Below are 14,149 nucleotides of genomic sequence, written 5' to 3'. Positions count from 1 at the left end.
GGATTTAAATTTTACGACGGGAGCTACCTCGTCGGTAGTGACCGAGTAAAATTTAGATCTAACAAAGTATAAACCAAAAAGACGAGCCTTAATCAATAAATCTTTTTGTTAAATTTGCGTACGCATCTATCCTTCGGTCTCTCAAAAACGGCCAAATCCTGCGCACTTCTTCGCTTCTGGTCATATCTATCTCGACGATGCGGCACAGCTCGCTCTGGCTATCGGCGCGGAAAAGCTCCTCGCCCTGCGCGCCGAAAACAAAGCTGTTGCCCCAAAATTTGATCCCGTCCGTCACGCCGCTCTCGTCCTTTTCAAAGCCCACGCGGTTTACGGCGATCACGGGCAGACCGTTTGCGACCGCATGCCCGCGCTGCACGGCGACCCAGGCTTCTAGCTGACGCGATTTTTCCGCCTCCTCGTCGTTCTCGAACCAGCCGATCGCGGTCGGATAGATGAGTAGCTTCGCGCCGCGCAGAGCCATGAGGCGCGCAGCCTCGGGATACCACTGATCCCAGCATACTAAAAGCCCGAGCCTGCCTACGCTCGTATCGATGGGCTCAAAGCCGATGTCGCCCGGAGTAAAGTAAAATTTCTCGTAAAAGCCCGGATCGTCGGGGATGTGCATTTTGCGGTATTTGCCTGCGACGCTGCCGTCTTTTTCAAAGACGAACGCGGTGTTGTGATATAGGCCGTCCGCGCGCTTTTCAAATAACGAAGTAACGAGCACGACGCTGTTTTGTCGCGCTACTTCGCCCCAAAATTTGACGTCGTTTTCCCAGCCCTCGGCAAGATCAAAAAACCTCGTCTCCTCGCTCTGACAAAAATACTGCGTCTGGTGCAGCTCCTGAAGCACCACGAGCTCCGCCCCACCGCCGCTAGCTTCGCGCACGAGCTCGAGCGTCCTTTGCACGGTCGCGTCTTTGGTGCCGTGAAATTTTTGTTGGATTAGCGCTACTTTCATATTTTTCCTTACGATTTAAAATTTCAAAATTATATCAAAGCGGGGATAAATTAGGGCTTGAACGATCGGCCGGCAATCTAAATTTTACCACTCCGGCCGGCTCATAAAATTTGCTTCAGCCTTTCAAGCAAGCCCGCGCAAGAGCTAGAAACGTCCTCGTAGCACCGCTCAAAATCGCGGGTGTAGTACGGATCGGCGATTGTTTTACCACTTGAAGCCTCGCTAAATTCGAGCAGGAATTTTACTTTTTCGTCAAATTTAGCCTCAGCTCCGAATTTACGCTTTAAAGTCCTTAAATTTTCATCGTCCATTATCAAGATAAAGTCGCTGTTATCAAAATCTTTTTGCGTTATCAAGGTCGCTTTGTGAGGCGTCACGGGCACGCCGTTTTGCTTCAAAACTCGCACCGTTTCGTAATACGGCGGCTCGCCTATCTCGTCCTCGTGAGTGGCGCGCGAGTCGATACTAAGGCGCTCTGCCAGACCCGCATTCTCGCTCAAATTTTGCATAACGGACTGCGCCATAGTCGATCGGCAGATATTTCCGTGACAAACGAATAAAATTTTCATATTTTCCCTTTGATTTAGCATTCGCACGAGCCGTTTTGATCGTCGCACGGATCAAGATGCGTCGTGATTTGCCACTCAAACTCGCCGTATTTAGCCCTGATAGCGGCTTCTATCTCGTCTGAAATTTTGTGCGCGTCGTAAAGCGAAATTTCGCGGTTAAAGACTAGATGAACCGCGACGTAGCAGACGTTTGCGCTCTTTCTGGTAGCTAGTCCGTGATAGCTCGTTATCTGCTTGCGCGAGCGGATTATCTCTTCGATTTGTGCCGTTATCTCGGGATCTAGCGCTTTATCAAGCAGCACGCCTACGCTTTCTTTCATCAAATTTATCGCGCTAACGGCGATGTAGCCGCTAATTACTATACCAAAAACGGCGTCTATCGCGGCAAATCCCGTAAATTCGACCAAGATAAGCGAGGCGATAACGGCTAGGTTGCTAAAAAGGTCGCTTTTATAGTGCAGCGCGTCGGCTCTAACGATCAAATTTCTCGTGCGGTGCGCGACGCGGGAGAGGTAGGCGACCAGCAGCCCAGTAACCGCGACCGATAGCGCCATCGCATAGAGCGAAAAAGCCGTATCTACGGGCGCTTGCTCCGTTTGCAGCTTACGCACGCTCTCGTAAAGTATAAACGCGCCCGCACCCACGATCAAAACGCCCTCAAACATCGCCGCAAGCGCTTCTAGCTTGGTATAGCCGAAGTTAAATTTAGCATCGGGCGCGGCCTGAGATTTACGGATGGCGAAGAAATTTAACGCGGAAACTAGCAGGTCAAGCATCGAATCGATCGCCGAGCTAAGCACTGCTACCGAACCGCCGATCAAACCCGCGGCAAATTTAACCACAGCTAGTGTAAACGCCGTCGCGCCCGCGACTATCACGGCTCTGCGGCCTAAAATTTCATTTTGCCTTTTTATGCTAGCATCGTTTAGTTGCATTTAGATTTCACTTTCGCTTCTTGCGCCTAAAAATCTATTCTGTGAGGAACAATGTAGCGAGCCGTTTTGACGCACAAAAACAAGCGAATCCACGCCGATTATCTTATGATTAGGTAGCTGCTGTGCTAGCCTTTCAAGCGCGATTTTATCGTTATCATCATTGTATGTAGGCACGATAACGGCGCCGTTTATAAAGATAAAATTGGCGTACGTGCAGCCAAGCCTCTTGCCGCCGTAAAATTTAGCCTTGGGAAGCGGTAGCGGCACGAGTTTAAAACCCGTGTTTTCAAGCTCTTTTTTCATCGCATTTAGCTCCTTAAAATGCTCGTCGGCTGGATCGTCGCAGGAGGCGTACGCGATGGTATCAGCAGCGATAAAACGCGCCAGCGTATCAACGTGGCTATCGGTGTCGTCGCCCTTTATAAAGCCGTTTTTAAGCCATATCACGCGATCAAGGCCGAAAAGTTCCTTAAGCCGCGCTTCGATCTGATCTTTGTTTAGATGGGAGTTGCGGTTGTCGTTTAGTAGGCACTTTTCAGTCGTTAGTAGCGTGCCACACCCGTTAAAATCGATACTGCCGCCCTCAAGCACGAGATCGATACTTCGCAAATCGCTTTTAAAACGCTTAGCTAGCTCCAAATTTACGGCGTTATCTTTCGAACTTTCAAATTTACCGCCCCAAGCGTTAAATTTAAAATCATAGCTGACGATCTTAGCGCCGTCCTCTACGTCTATCATGCCGTAGTCGCGTATCCACGTATCGTCGGTATCGATTTTTACGAACTCTACGTTATCAAATTTCGCAAATCGCTCCGCAAAAATCCTCTCCTCAGGGCAGATCAAAACGACCTTTTGAAACGGCACGATAGCCGCGACCAGACTCTCGTAAGCGTCTAAAATTTCATTTAGATACGGCTTCCAGTCGGTGTTTTCGTGCGGAAGCGATAAAAATATCAGCTCTTGTTTTTCCCACTCTGCAAACGCTCTCAAATTCGTCCTTTATTTAAATAATTTCTATCAAAATTTAGTAGGTTATGATACCTTTTGCAAGCTTAAATTTTAAAATAAATCATACAAAATTAGTTTTAAATTTAGTTTGCTTTCGCTACAATCTCGCCCAAATTATCAAAAAGAAGCTAATTTTAATGGATTTTGAGTTTATAAAAGAATTTACGCCGATGTTCGTAAAAGCGGGCATTTTCACGGTCAAGCTCTCGCTTTACGGCATCTTGCTCTCGATTGTTATCGGCATATTTTGCACGCTGGTTAAATTTTACAAGGTCAAATTCCTAACGCCCGTCGTAAACGGCTACATCGAAGTTTCTAGAAACACGCCGCTGCTTATACAGCTTTTTTTCCTCTACTACGGACTTAGCAAATTCGGGTTAAATTTGAGCGCCTTTACCTGTGCGGTCGCGGGACTTGCGTTTCTAGGCGGCAGCTATATGGCCGAGAGCTTTAGGCTAGGCTTTGAGGCGGTAAAAAAGACGCAGATCGAGGCCGCGCTTAGCGTCGCGCTCACGCAGGGGCAAATTTTACGCTACGTTATCTTGCCTCAAGCCTTTAGCGTCTCGATACCTTCGATTGCCGCTAACGTCATCTTTCTCATCAAAGAAACCTCGGTCATCAGCATCATCGCCCTGCCCGACCTAGTCTATGCGACCAAGGACATTATCGGGCTTTACTACATGACCGACGAGGCGCTTTTTATGCTGGTAGTTAGCTATTTGATTATCATTTTGCCGATATCTTTGGCATTATTTTGGCTTGAAAAAAGGATGAGAGTTGGACGGAGTTAGTATTTTATTCGATCCGCTGGTCTTAAAGCGGCTGATTTTCGAGGGGCTGTGGATGAGCGTGCAGATCTCGGCCATCTCGATCGCTATCTCTCTCGTTTTGGGCACGTTTTTGGGCGTGCTAATGAGCTCAAAAAACAAATTTATCTTTTTCTTGCTAAAAATTTGCCTCGAGATCGTACGCATAATGCCCCAAATCGTCTGGTTATTTTTGTTTTACTACGGCGCGAGCAAGGCTTTTGGGCTTGATATTTCCAAATTTAACGCCTCGCTCATCGTCTTTAGCCTGTGGGGCGTGTTTGAGATGATGGATATCGTGCGCGGCGCGATCGTCTCGATACCGAGGCATCAGTTTGAAAGTGCGGCGGCCTTGGCGCTTAGTAGGGCTCAAATTTATCTTTACGTCGTGATCCCGCTAGCTACGCGCCGCCTAGTGCCGGCCGGCGTAAATTTGCTAAGCCGTATTATCAAAACCACCCCGATCGTCGCCCTCATCGGCGTGCCCGACCTACTAAAAGTCGGACAGCAAACGATCGAGACGGCGAGCCTAACGGCAAATCCGACTGTGCCGTTTTGGATATACGGATTTATATTTTTATTATATTTTCTCGTCTGCTATCCTATCTCAAAACTATCCAAGATACTTGAAAACAGATGGGCATAAGGAATCAAATGAGCGAAATTTTAAAACTCTCGAATTTAAGCAAATCTTACGGCGACTTGCAGGTGCTAAAAGGCATAGACCTTAGCGTCAAAAACGGCGAAGTGGTCGTGATCCTAGGACCCTCGGGATGCGGTAAAAGCACGACTCTACGCTGCATAAACGGCCTTGAGCCATTTGACGGCGGGCAGATAGAGATAGCCGGCGAAAAGATCGATAAAGACTACAAAGACTGGATCAAAATCCGCCAAAAAGTGGGTATGGTTTTTCAAAACTACGAGCTGTTTGACCATATGAACGTCATCGAAAATATCGTGCTAGGCCCGGTAAAAGCGCAAAAAAGAAGCCGAGAAGAGGTCGAAAAAGAGGCCGAAGCGTGGCTAGAAAAAGTTGGCCTAAAACACAAAAAATACGCCTATCCAAAGGAGCTTAGCGGCGGGCAAAAGCAACGCATCGCTATCGTGCGCGCGCTTTGTATGAAGCCCGAAATCATGCTGTTTGACGAGATAACGGCCTCGCTGGATCCCGAGATCGTGCGCGAGGTGCTAGACGTCGTCATAAACCTCGCCAAAGAGGGCATGACGATGCTAATCGTGACTCACGAGATGGGCTTTGCGCGCTCGGTGGCAAATCGTATCGTCTTTATGGATGAGGGCAAAATCGTCGAGGAGAGCGAGCCCGAAGCATTTTTCACCCATCCAAAAAGCGAACGCGCGAAGAAATTTTTAAATTTATTTTCGTTTTAGGATTTTAGATTCAGCGTTTTTAAATTTGAGCTTTTAAATTTTGATGTTTTAGGTGCTAAATTTAAGGATTTTGCCGCGCCTATTTGCTTTTTTAAATCAAATTTAAAAACTTTTCGCTTGGTTAAATTTTACCTTTACGGTTAAAATCCTATCGCTCGTTTTTAAAATTTAGCTTTATAAATCGCGCTCTTTTTGGCATTTTCGTCAAATTTAGCAAAACGGACGAGATGAATTTATTCGACCGAATTTCTTTTAAATTTTACGCCGTAAAATCAAGCCTAAATTTGTTTGAATTTTCGAACTCTTACTAGCAAATCTATCCCAAAATCTGCGCACAAATTTGACCCTCTCCGTTCAAAGCGTTTTAAAGCGCTTGCTCATACTTGCAGCTCCATTTGGCGCCTAGTTTGCAAGCTTTTTTATAAAAATATTTTGCTTTCTTTTTATCTACCTCAAAACCATCAGTTCCGTGACTGTATTGCATTCCAAGCATTTCGCAGCCGCTTCCGTAATTGCATCCGGCTTCAAATTTAGCTATATCCTCGTCTGCGCCGGCCAAATTCAAAGAGCATAGCACGCCAGCCAGCGCGGCAAAAAGAGCTTTTTTCATGTTTTTCCTTTAAATTTTTTAAGATTATATCTCGCGCCGATAGTCAAATAACTTAAATTTGCAAATTTACCCATTTTTAAATTTTCAGCGCGCGCTTACTTTTAAAATCCGCAAATTTAGCCGCATTTTAGCCAAGATTTTGTATATTTTACGCACTTTATTTTAAAGGAGAAAGAATGAGAAAACTTCTGTTTTCATTTTTGGCAACATTCGCCGCCGTCTTTCTAACGGGTCAGGCTAATTTGCAGGCTGCCGAAGCGGACGCTTTGGCTAAAATCAAAGAGCGCGGATACGTGCGCGTGGGCGTTTTTAGCGACAAACCGCCGTTTGGCTACGTCGATAAAGAGGGCAAAAACCAAGGCTACGACATATATTTCGCCAAACGCATCGCAAAGGATCTGCTAGGCGACGAGAGCAAGGTTAAATTTGAGCTCGTAGAGGCGGCAGGCCGCGTAGAAGTGCTAGTCGCGGACAAAGTAGACATCACTTTGGCAAATTTCACCAAAACGCCCGAGCGTGCCAGAGTCGTTGATTTCGCGCTTCCGTATATGAAAGTATCACTTGGCGTAGTTAGCCCGGACGGCGCGGTCATAAAAAGCGTGGATGAGCTAAAAGGCAAAAAACTAATCGTCAATAAAGGCACGACCGCGGATGCGTATTTCACGAAAAATCACCCTGACATCGAGCTTATAAAATACGACCAAAACACGGAAACCTTCGCCGCTCTGGTCGATAAAAGAGGCGCGGCGCTAGCGCACGATAACGCGCTGCTTTTTGCGTGGGCTAAAGAAAATCCAGGCTTTACCGTCGGTATCGAAGCCCTAGGCGATGTGGACGTCATCGCGCCTGCGGTTAAAAAGGGCAACAAAGCGCTGCTTGAGTGGCTAAATAACGAGATCATTGAGCTAGGCAAGGAAAATTTCTTCCACAAAGACTATGACGCTACACTAAAACCGATCTACGGCGATAGCGTAAATCCGGAATCTCTCGTCATCGAAGGCGGCAAACTATAAAACCAAAGTCGGAAGAAATTCCGACTTTTTACTTTCCTTAAATATCTCGGTTTTTAATTTACTGCGCAAATTTAGTGTGCCACAATTTAAACAAAAAATAACCAAAAAGCCGCCTCAACGCTTTATCAAAGCGGTTTTATTAAACGCGGCATTTTATGCTAAAGCTTTATCTGCCCTGCTTTATGCCAAAAATGATTCCAAAAACATACCAAAACGCGCAAGGGCGCAAATTTAGCCTGTTTTTTGGCAAAGGCTCACCAAATTCGGCCAAAAATAAGTAAATAAAGCCTTAAAGTTATGGATTTTGTCGTGCCTTGGCTAGATTTTACCTTCGTCTCTAGCCCAGCAGGCATTTTGGTAAGGTAAAATTTACTTTTTTGCAGAGCTTTGCAAAGCGGTTTATATGGCTTAATTTATGACATAGCTCTCGTTAGCCGCTTTTACTTTTACGGGCTGAGTCTTGGCGCGAAACTAACGCCAAAATCGTCGAGCTAAGTCAAAGCTAGAGCGTAAATTTAACCGCAAATGAGCTTTAGGCGGCAAGGCAAAATTTACGCTTGGATTAAAATTTTGCACAAAGCTTACCATTGCGGGTATTTTAGGTTAGGCCAAAAGCATTTTTATAGAGATTTGGGCGAGACGGACAGCGGCGATATACGCCGAATTTATCGTTGTCGCGAAACGTAGACGTAGTTAAATTTTAATTTCCTACCGCGCTTTATAGATCCGCGTTACGGCGAAATTTTACCCTCTGACCGCACCTCATCGCAGCTAGCCGCTTAGTTTGATCAGCTTGCGCCTTTACGCATTAAAACAACCTTAAAGGTCTTTATGATTATCACGATATCGTTCCAGATGCACCAGTTTTTCATATACCACGCATCCATCTGCGCCCTCGTCTCAAAATCTACGTCGCTCCTGCCGCTAACCTGCCAGATGCCGGTAATCCCCGGCAAAACCGCCAAGATTAGCTCGGCGTATCGCCCCATGTCTTTGCGCTCGTACTGCGCGCATGGGCGAGGACCTACGATACTCATCTCGCCCTTTAGGACGTTGATTAGTTGAGGCAGCTCGTCAAGAGAGCTTTTTCTGAGGAAATTTCCGAGTTTGGTTACGCGCGGATCATTTTCGTATTTATGAAATTTTTCAAAATACTCTACTTCTTGCGGATTTTTTTCAAGGTACTCTTTTAAAATTTCGGCTCCGTTTTCTCTCATCGAGCGAAATTTAAGACACCCAAACAGCTTGCCGTTTAGCCCCATCCTTTGATGCGAGAAAAATATCTTGCCTCTTGGTTCGCTTGTCTTCATAGCGATAGCGACCGCGCAAAAAATCGGAATCAAAAGCGGCAAAGCCATAACTATCAAAAATATATCAAGCCCTCTTTTTAGCGCGATGTTAAATTTACTCTGCAAAGAGTTGTGTATCGCAAAAAGGCTCGTGCGGGAGTTAAATAGGTTGTAAATATGAGCCTGCGTAAAATCGTAACCTCTAAGCACGGGCGTGAATAAAATCTCTTTATTTTCCTTGATATTTTGCTCTATTAGCTCGTTTAGCTCGCGCACGCCCATGCCGCTGCCGCCTATAAAAAGCGACTCGTACTCAGTCTGCGCGCGAATATAACCGAGGTATTTATCGTCAAAAATCGCCAGCTCAAATTCCTCGCTCTCACCTAAAATTTTAGCCTTCTTTTTCCAAAAGCCGAGTTTAAAAAGTGAAATTTTAGCTATAAATTTAAAAGCCGGGATAATAAAAATCATAAAACCAAAGCCCAAAATCAAGCTAGCTCTTGAAAAATCATAATTTATCTTTAGCAAGGCAAGCGCAGCTAAAGTAAGCAAAAGCCCAAAAAAACAGCTCTTTACCGCTATGGCGCACTCGTGCCAAAAATCATACCTCCTAGCATAAATCCCCTGATAAAAAAACAAGGCTATCATCAAGGCATAAGCGATACCAAAGCCCTGATATTTGGATATATCAAGTAGCACGTGGTCGCCGTAAAATAAATTTTTAAGCTCGACTGCTATACCAAAAGACACCCAAATAGCCAAAAGATCGACCAAAAGAAGTATCGCTTTACAAAGATATTTTTTCATTTTCCCATCCAGATACGCGCCGCGCAAATTTTGCGTTTGGCGATTATTTTATTTTTTCTTTAAATTTTTCGTATTTTTTCTCGACGTAGCTTTTGATCTCGGCCTCAAAGCGCGCTCGCGAAAACCTTAGCGAATTTTCCCTAATTTTTACGGGTTCGAATTTATCGCGATTTTGCTCAAATTTAGCCACCGCGTCAAGCAGCTCTTTTACGTTTTGCTTCATAAAATATAACCCGCTCTCGCCGTCAATCACCGTCTCGCGAGCGCCGCCGCGACCAAAGCAGATCACGGTCGTACCGCATGCTTGCGCCTCCACCGGCGTGATACCGAAATCCTCCTCGGCGGCGAAAACAAACGCCTTAGCCCGCCCCATGAGATCCCTCATCGTCTCATCGTCCGCAAAACCCAAAAGCTCGACGTTTTTGCCCGCTTTTGATTTGATTTTAGCCATATCGGGCCCGTCACCGACGACTAACAGTTTTTTATCCGTCTGCGAAAACGCCTCTACGATAAGATCAATCTTTTTATAAGGCACCATTCGCGAGGCGGTTAGATAAAACTCCTCTTTGGCTTCGCGCAGCGTAAATTTATCCACATCCACGGGCGGATAGATGACGTCGCTGGGCTTGCCGTAGACTTTTTCTATACGGCGCGCGATGTAGCGGCTATTTGCGACGTAGTGATCTACGCGGTTTGCGCTGGCGGCGTCCCAAATGCGAATTTTATGCAAAAAATACTTCGCCAGCATGCCCTTTAAACCGCGGTCAAGCCCGCTTTCGCGCAAGTACTGATGATACAGATCCCACGCATAGCGAATCGGCGTGTGGATATATGCGATATGGAGTTGATTTGAGTGCGTTAGCACCCCCTTTGCGACGGCGTGCGAGCTGGATAGCACGACGTCGTAGCCGCTTAGATCAAACTGCTCGATCGCAAGCGGAAATAGCGGCAAGTAGTTGCGGTATTTGCTCTTTGCAAAGGGCAACTTCCCAATAAAGCTCGTATGCGCTCGCTTGCCTTTTAAAATTTTATCTCGGTCGCGCTCGCTTAAAAAGTCGATAAGGCCGTAAATTTCAAAATCATCCCAGATATTGGTAAAACTCTCGACGCATTTTTCTGCGCCTGCGTAGGTGCTAAACCAGTCGTGGATTAGTGCTTTTTTCATTTTTTGCCCAGATAAAAATTAGTTTCCAGCGATTTTTCAATCGGCCATTTTATAAACTCGCCTTCATACTCCTTGGTCTTTTTAAGCAGCAAAAAGATACTCCAAGCAGCCTGGGGAAACGCCCTAGCTAGCGGCTTTGCAATGCAGGGCGGAAACGGATAAAAATTACTTCCTTGAAAATCTACCAGCTCAAAACCGCCCCAGATTTTTAAAAACCGCATCAAATCGGGCTTAGTATAACCTCTAACATGCGCGGAGTGATTTTGTATAGACGTAGGCTGCTTGCCCAGTAACAGCAAGGCTCTGTTGTGAAGGCTGGCTAAATTCGGAACCGCTAGCACGAAATGCCCGCCTATTTTTAGCGTACGAGCTATCTCGTGAAATATCCAAAATATCTCCTTGACGTGTTCTAGAATTTGATTTGCGCTCACAAGATCCAGGCTCTCGTCCTCGAAGGGAAATTTATCTCGCTCAAGATCGTGCGAAAAGACCTCGATGCCTCTTGCGGCTAGCTTTGCGACATTTGGCTCATACCCTTCTAAGGCTAAAAGCCTAGCATTATCGCATTTACTTTTATATATCGCCAAATCATCGCCCTTACCCGCGCCGATATCCAGCACGGTTTCATAATGCCCTATTTTAGCGGCAAAATCAGCTATTATATGTCGTCCGTAGTTTAGGCTTCTGTCTATCATTTTACGGTTCCTTATCTTAGTTTTTCCATTATTTCTATGATTTGTTTAGCCGAGCGCTCCCAGCTAAATCGCTTAATATTTTCAAAACCCTTAACGCAAAGTTCGTTTCGTAAATTTTCATCGTTTAAAACGGCTTGTATCTTATTTCTTATATCTTCTACGTTATATGGATCAAAATATAAAACGCTATCCCCGCAAACTTCAGGTAGGCTAGCGGCGTTTGAGCACACTACCGGACAACCGCAGGCTTGCGCCTCAAGCGGCGGAATACCAAACCCCTCGTATAAAGACGGAAAGACAAATAATTTTGCTAGATTATAAATAGCGGCGATGTCGGCATCCTTAACATAGCCGGTAAAAAATATACGCTCTGCGAGATTATTTTTCTCGATAATCTCCAAAATATCGCTATCGCTAGTTATAAAGCCGTCTCTTTTTCCCACTATCACCAAATTTAACTCCGTCTTTTCTAGCGCGAACAATAAATTTTTCAAATTTTTGTGAGGTTTTACGTTTCCTACGAATAAAATAAAATTTTCCGGAAGTTTATATTCTCTCGCCGCCGCCTCCAAAACGGCGCTATCGTAGCGGTTATTAAAACGTCCCTCGTCTATAGCGTTTGGTACTACAAAAATATTTTTATCCGTTTTCGTATATTTTAATATCTCGCTTCTTGAAAACTCCGAAACGCTAAAGACGACGTCGCTTCTGCTTAAAGCTTGATTAAAAATCATCTTGGCATATATCTTTTGCATAAAATTTAAGCTGTCGTAAAAAGCCAAATGAAACGCATCATGAATGGTAACTGCTCTAAATTTCGCCCTTATGGGCAAGATAGGGATATTGTAGTGAGGAGACCAAAAAATATCACACTCGGGAATCTTTGCTGGCAAACAAATCTGCTCGTCCAAAGAGTAAATTTCCCGCCCGCACTCTAAAATTTTAACATTTTTACTCCATGCGTACTCTCTTATCTCGGCCTCCGTACCTAGCAAAATAACCTCGAATTTCTCCGTTAAAAACGGCAGCAAACCCTTTATATACGTACCTATTCCGGATGCTTTGTGCATGCGAAAGTCGATTGCTATCTTTTTACGCATAGCCGTCCTAGTTTTACCTTATAGTTTAAAATTAATGATATTTCAAATAAAATTATATCAAATCTTAAATAATAAGTCGTATTTTTTCTTCCCAATCATTATCCTTTGCAAATTTTACGATTTCGCTCCCGCCTATTTGCTTTAAGGCTACGGCTTTTTTTACGCACGCCGCAAAATCCTCTTTTGAATCAGCTAACAAAGCAGGGCTATTTAGCTGCTCTAGCTCTCGCCATTTAGTAGCTACCGTATAAAGTCCGGCCGCCGAGTATTCGTATAATTTTAACGGACTTATAGAGTGAACCAAATCCATATCTAACCTAAACGGGATTATGCCGACGTCTGCAAATTTCAAAAAAGGAGCCACCGCATCATTATCGACCTTTCCGTAAAAGGTAATGTTTTTTCTGGATTTTATTTGCTCAAAATTTTTGGGTTTAAATTTTACGGTTCCGATTATTAAAAAATGCATATCGGTTAGCTCGCTAGCGACATAATCTAGTAAATCAAAATCAAACCAGTTCTCGATAGCGCCCACGTAAACGGCAACAGGGCTTTTAATATCATAAAAAAATTCGGGCTTATCGTACTTTTTTTGAAATTTATTAAAATCAACCCCGTTTGGGACATAAAAGCAGTTTTTATTAAATTTCTCTATATAGCTTTTAAGGCTAGATGACGTATATATCGTTTTATCGGCTTTTTTTATCAAATGCTCCTCTGCTTTGATAGCAGCCGCGCCCACGTCAAAGCCGTCTAGTCTATCGGTAACTCTAACGATTAGTTTATTGTATTTTACGATATCCGTTATTGGCAAAAACGCAAAATTATCTATAACTAAAATATCTACGTTTAAAAAATCAAAATTTTTAAGCGTTTTTTTAAAGTTCGGTAGAGTAAAGATATGCCACGTTTTTATAACTTGATAAAAAACGGAAGGTAACTTTTTAAACGGCGGAATAAGCGCAAACGGAGTGTATATAAAATAATTTTCAAAAATTTTATGTACGCCTTTTTTTGATTGAGCGAGTCTGATGGCTTCGTTATTTTTATCATGAAACGGTGAAACGGGCGGCGCGATAAATAAAACTTTATTTCCCTCCTTAGCTAGCAATTCGCTGTAATAATTGCAACCGACTTTAAACGGCGAACCGTAATACGAATTTCCGCACCATAGTATTTTTTTAGACATTTTTCGTAAGCTTCCCGTATCCGTTTGAGTATAACTCAAATTTACTATAATAAAATTCCCTGTTTGCCGTATCGGTAATCACCAATCTATCCTCTTTTATCTCAAATTTCCTAATTATCTTTACGCCTTTGTATTCTGCGGCGAGGCTTATAAAATTTTCTCCGAAATCCATTACGAAACACCTACAATCTGCAAGCATACCAAATAATCCCGCTATCCCCTCCCTCCAACTATTTTGCTCTAGATCTTCCGCGATCGGCACGTTGTGTGCTTTGACGCTTCTAAATTCATTTCTCCTATCTGGAAGCGACGTATAAAGATAGGTGCCGGGATCTCTTGCTATATCCAGCCCGTCTATCCACAGCTCGTAGCCCAGCTTATCATTGTGCGTGTGTCCGCCGTGACCCCTTTGCCCAAGCGGCGTAGCGCAAATAGCGAGGTAAAAATTACCTGATTTGAAAATAAAAATTCCACTGTCCGGATAAAATATATTTTTGATCTCTTGCGAACTCGCAATTTTAAATTCCATGCTTTTTCGGTGCGGCAGTTCGCTAAATTTCACGCCCGAAGCGATCAGGCTTTTGTATGTTTTATCTCCTACTTGCAGCGTGCG

General features: G+C 44.3%; 15 protein-coding genes. 4 read left to right on the top strand and 11 right to left on the bottom strand.

What is annotated here, in order from left to right; all coding sequences use genetic code 11:
- Positions 1-88: 88 nt before the first annotated feature.
- From Q0218_RS10525 to Q0218_RS10510, 4 genes are all read right to left on the bottom strand, one after another.
- Positions 89-961 (bottom strand): carbon-nitrogen hydrolase, encoded by an 873-nt coding sequence (locus Q0218_RS10525; RefSeq protein ID WP_297969395.1) that lies wholly within the window; start codon positions 959-961, stop codon positions 89-91.
- A 101-nt stretch (positions 962-1,062) separates the two neighbouring features.
- Complete coding sequence (locus Q0218_RS10520) at positions 1,063-1,530, bottom strand: low molecular weight protein-tyrosine-phosphatase (RefSeq protein ID WP_297969393.1); 468 nt, start codon at positions 1,528-1,530, stop codon at positions 1,063-1,065.
- Positions 1,531-1,544: 14 nt separating this feature from the next.
- The gene (locus tag Q0218_RS10515) at positions 1,545-2,465 is read right to left on the bottom strand and encodes a cation diffusion facilitator family transporter (RefSeq protein WP_297969391.1); all 921 of its coding nucleotides are present in this window, start codon (positions 2,463-2,465) and stop codon (positions 1,545-1,547) included.
- Positions 2,466-3,455 (bottom strand): agmatine deiminase family protein, encoded by a 990-nt coding sequence (locus Q0218_RS10510; RefSeq protein WP_297969389.1) that lies wholly within the window; start codon positions 3,453-3,455, stop codon positions 2,466-2,468.
- 155 nt (positions 3,456-3,610) lie between these two features.
- Between Q0218_RS10510 and Q0218_RS10505 the strand changes: the two genes are divergently transcribed.
- From Q0218_RS10505 to Q0218_RS10495, 3 genes are read left to right on the top strand one after another with little or no spacing between them, the layout of a single operon-like run.
- Positions 3,611-4,264: an amino acid ABC transporter permease gene (locus Q0218_RS10505; protein ID WP_297969387.1), complete on the top strand. Its 654-nt coding sequence runs from the start codon at positions 3,611-3,613 to the stop codon at positions 4,262-4,264.
- Positions 4,251-4,925: an amino acid ABC transporter permease gene (locus Q0218_RS10500; protein WP_297969385.1), complete on the top strand. Its 675-nt coding sequence runs from the start codon at positions 4,251-4,253 to the stop codon at positions 4,923-4,925. The genes Q0218_RS10505 and Q0218_RS10500 overlap by 14 nt, the downstream gene beginning before the upstream one ends.
- 8 nt (positions 4,926-4,933) lie before the next feature.
- Positions 4,934-5,668, top strand: a complete 735-nt coding sequence (locus Q0218_RS10495) for an amino acid ABC transporter ATP-binding protein (protein ID WP_297969383.1) — start codon at positions 4,934-4,936, stop codon at positions 5,666-5,668.
- 364 nt (positions 5,669-6,032) lie between these two features.
- On the opposite strand, the gene Q0218_RS10490 is transcribed toward Q0218_RS10495, so the two are convergent.
- Entirely contained in the window at positions 6,033-6,278 is a 246-nt protein-coding gene (locus tag Q0218_RS10490) for a sel1 repeat family protein (RefSeq protein ID WP_297969381.1), read from the bottom strand.
- Positions 6,279-6,454: 176 nt separating this feature from the next.
- On the opposite strand from Q0218_RS10490, the gene Q0218_RS10485 reads away from it, so the two are divergent.
- Positions 6,455-7,291, top strand: coding sequence for a cysteine ABC transporter substrate-binding protein (locus Q0218_RS10485; protein WP_297969379.1), 837 nt, complete (start codon positions 6,455-6,457; stop codon positions 7,289-7,291).
- A 788-nt stretch (positions 7,292-8,079) separates the two neighbouring features.
- Here Q0218_RS10485 and Q0218_RS10480 read toward each other — a convergent pair.
- The 6 genes from Q0218_RS10480 to Q0218_RS10455 form a co-directional block, all read right to left on the bottom strand.
- On the bottom strand, positions 8,080-9,387 hold the full coding sequence (locus Q0218_RS10480; protein ID WP_297969377.1) for a sugar transferase: 1,308 nt from the start codon (positions 9,385-9,387) through the stop codon (positions 8,080-8,082).
- Between the two features lie 43 nt (positions 9,388-9,430).
- Positions 9,431-10,552 carry a glycosyltransferase family 4 protein gene (locus tag Q0218_RS10475; protein WP_297969375.1) on the bottom strand — a complete coding sequence of 374 codons (1,122 nt, stop codon included), beginning with the start codon at positions 10,550-10,552 and terminating at the stop codon, positions 9,431-9,433.
- The gene (locus Q0218_RS10470) at positions 10,549-11,247 is read right to left on the bottom strand and encodes a methionine biosynthesis protein MetW (protein ID WP_297969373.1); all 699 of its coding nucleotides are present in this window, start codon (positions 11,245-11,247) and stop codon (positions 10,549-10,551) included. Before Q0218_RS10470 ends, Q0218_RS10475 begins: the two co-directional genes overlap by 4 nt.
- A gap of 11 nt (positions 11,248-11,258) precedes the next feature.
- The gene (locus tag Q0218_RS10465) at positions 11,259-12,347 is read right to left on the bottom strand and encodes a glycosyltransferase family 1 protein (protein ID WP_297969371.1); all 1,089 of its coding nucleotides are present in this window, start codon (positions 12,345-12,347) and stop codon (positions 11,259-11,261) included.
- A 64-nt stretch (positions 12,348-12,411) separates the two neighbouring features.
- Complete coding sequence (locus Q0218_RS10460) at positions 12,412-13,536, bottom strand: glycosyltransferase (protein WP_297969369.1); 1,125 nt, start codon at positions 13,534-13,536, stop codon at positions 12,412-12,414.
- Positions 13,529-14,149 (bottom strand): heparinase II/III-family protein (locus Q0218_RS10455; RefSeq protein ID WP_297969367.1); only part of this gene is annotated, 621 nt, incomplete at its 5' end. The genes Q0218_RS10460 and Q0218_RS10455, both read right to left, overlap by 8 nt.

It is taken from the genome of uncultured Campylobacter sp. (assembly GCF_938039245.1).
Lineage (GTDB): Bacteria > Campylobacterota > Campylobacteria > Campylobacterales > Campylobacteraceae > Campylobacter_A.
This window is presented reverse-complemented; position numbering and strand designations above follow the sequence as displayed.

What these genes read in the sequence shown, in the direction of transcription:
- Q0218_RS10525 (WP_297969395.1), bottom strand. Translation starts at nt 961, where the DNA reads ATGAAAGTAGCGCTAATCCAACAAAAATTTCACGGCACCAAAGACGCG.
- Q0218_RS10520 (WP_297969393.1), bottom strand. Translation starts at nt 1,530, where the DNA reads ATGAAAATTTTATTCGTTTGTCACGGAAATATCTGCCGATCGACTATG.
- Q0218_RS10515 (WP_297969391.1), bottom strand. Translation starts at nt 2,465, where the DNA reads ATGCAACTAAACGATGCTAGCATAAAAAGGCAAAATGAAATTTTAGGC.
- Q0218_RS10505 (WP_297969387.1), top strand. Translation starts at nt 3,611, where the DNA reads ATGGATTTTGAGTTTATAAAAGAATTTACGCCGATGTTCGTAAAAGCG.
- Q0218_RS10495 (WP_297969383.1), top strand. Translation starts at nt 4,934, where the DNA reads ATGAGCGAAATTTTAAAACTCTCGAATTTAAGCAAATCTTACGGCGAC.
- Q0218_RS10490 (WP_297969381.1), bottom strand. Translation starts at nt 6,278, where the DNA reads ATGAAAAAAGCTCTTTTTGCCGCGCTGGCTGGCGTGCTATGCTCTTTG.
- Q0218_RS10485 (WP_297969379.1), top strand. Translation starts at nt 6,455, where the DNA reads ATGAGAAAACTTCTGTTTTCATTTTTGGCAACATTCGCCGCCGTCTTT.
- Q0218_RS10480 (WP_297969377.1), bottom strand. Translation starts at nt 9,387, where the DNA reads ATGAAAAAATATCTTTGTAAAGCGATACTTCTTTTGGTCGATCTTTTG.
- Q0218_RS10475 (WP_297969375.1), bottom strand. Translation starts at nt 10,552, where the DNA reads ATGAAAAAAGCACTAATCCACGACTGGTTTAGCACCTACGCAGGCGCA.
- Q0218_RS10470 (WP_297969373.1), bottom strand. Translation starts at nt 11,247, where the DNA reads ATGATAGACAGAAGCCTAAACTACGGACGACATATAATAGCTGATTTT.
- Q0218_RS10465 (WP_297969371.1), bottom strand. Translation starts at nt 12,347, where the DNA reads ATGCGTAAAAAGATAGCAATCGACTTTCGCATGCACAAAGCATCCGGA.
- Q0218_RS10460 (WP_297969369.1), bottom strand. Translation starts at nt 13,536, where the DNA reads ATGTCTAAAAAAATACTATGGTGCGGAAATTCGTATTACGGTTCGCCG.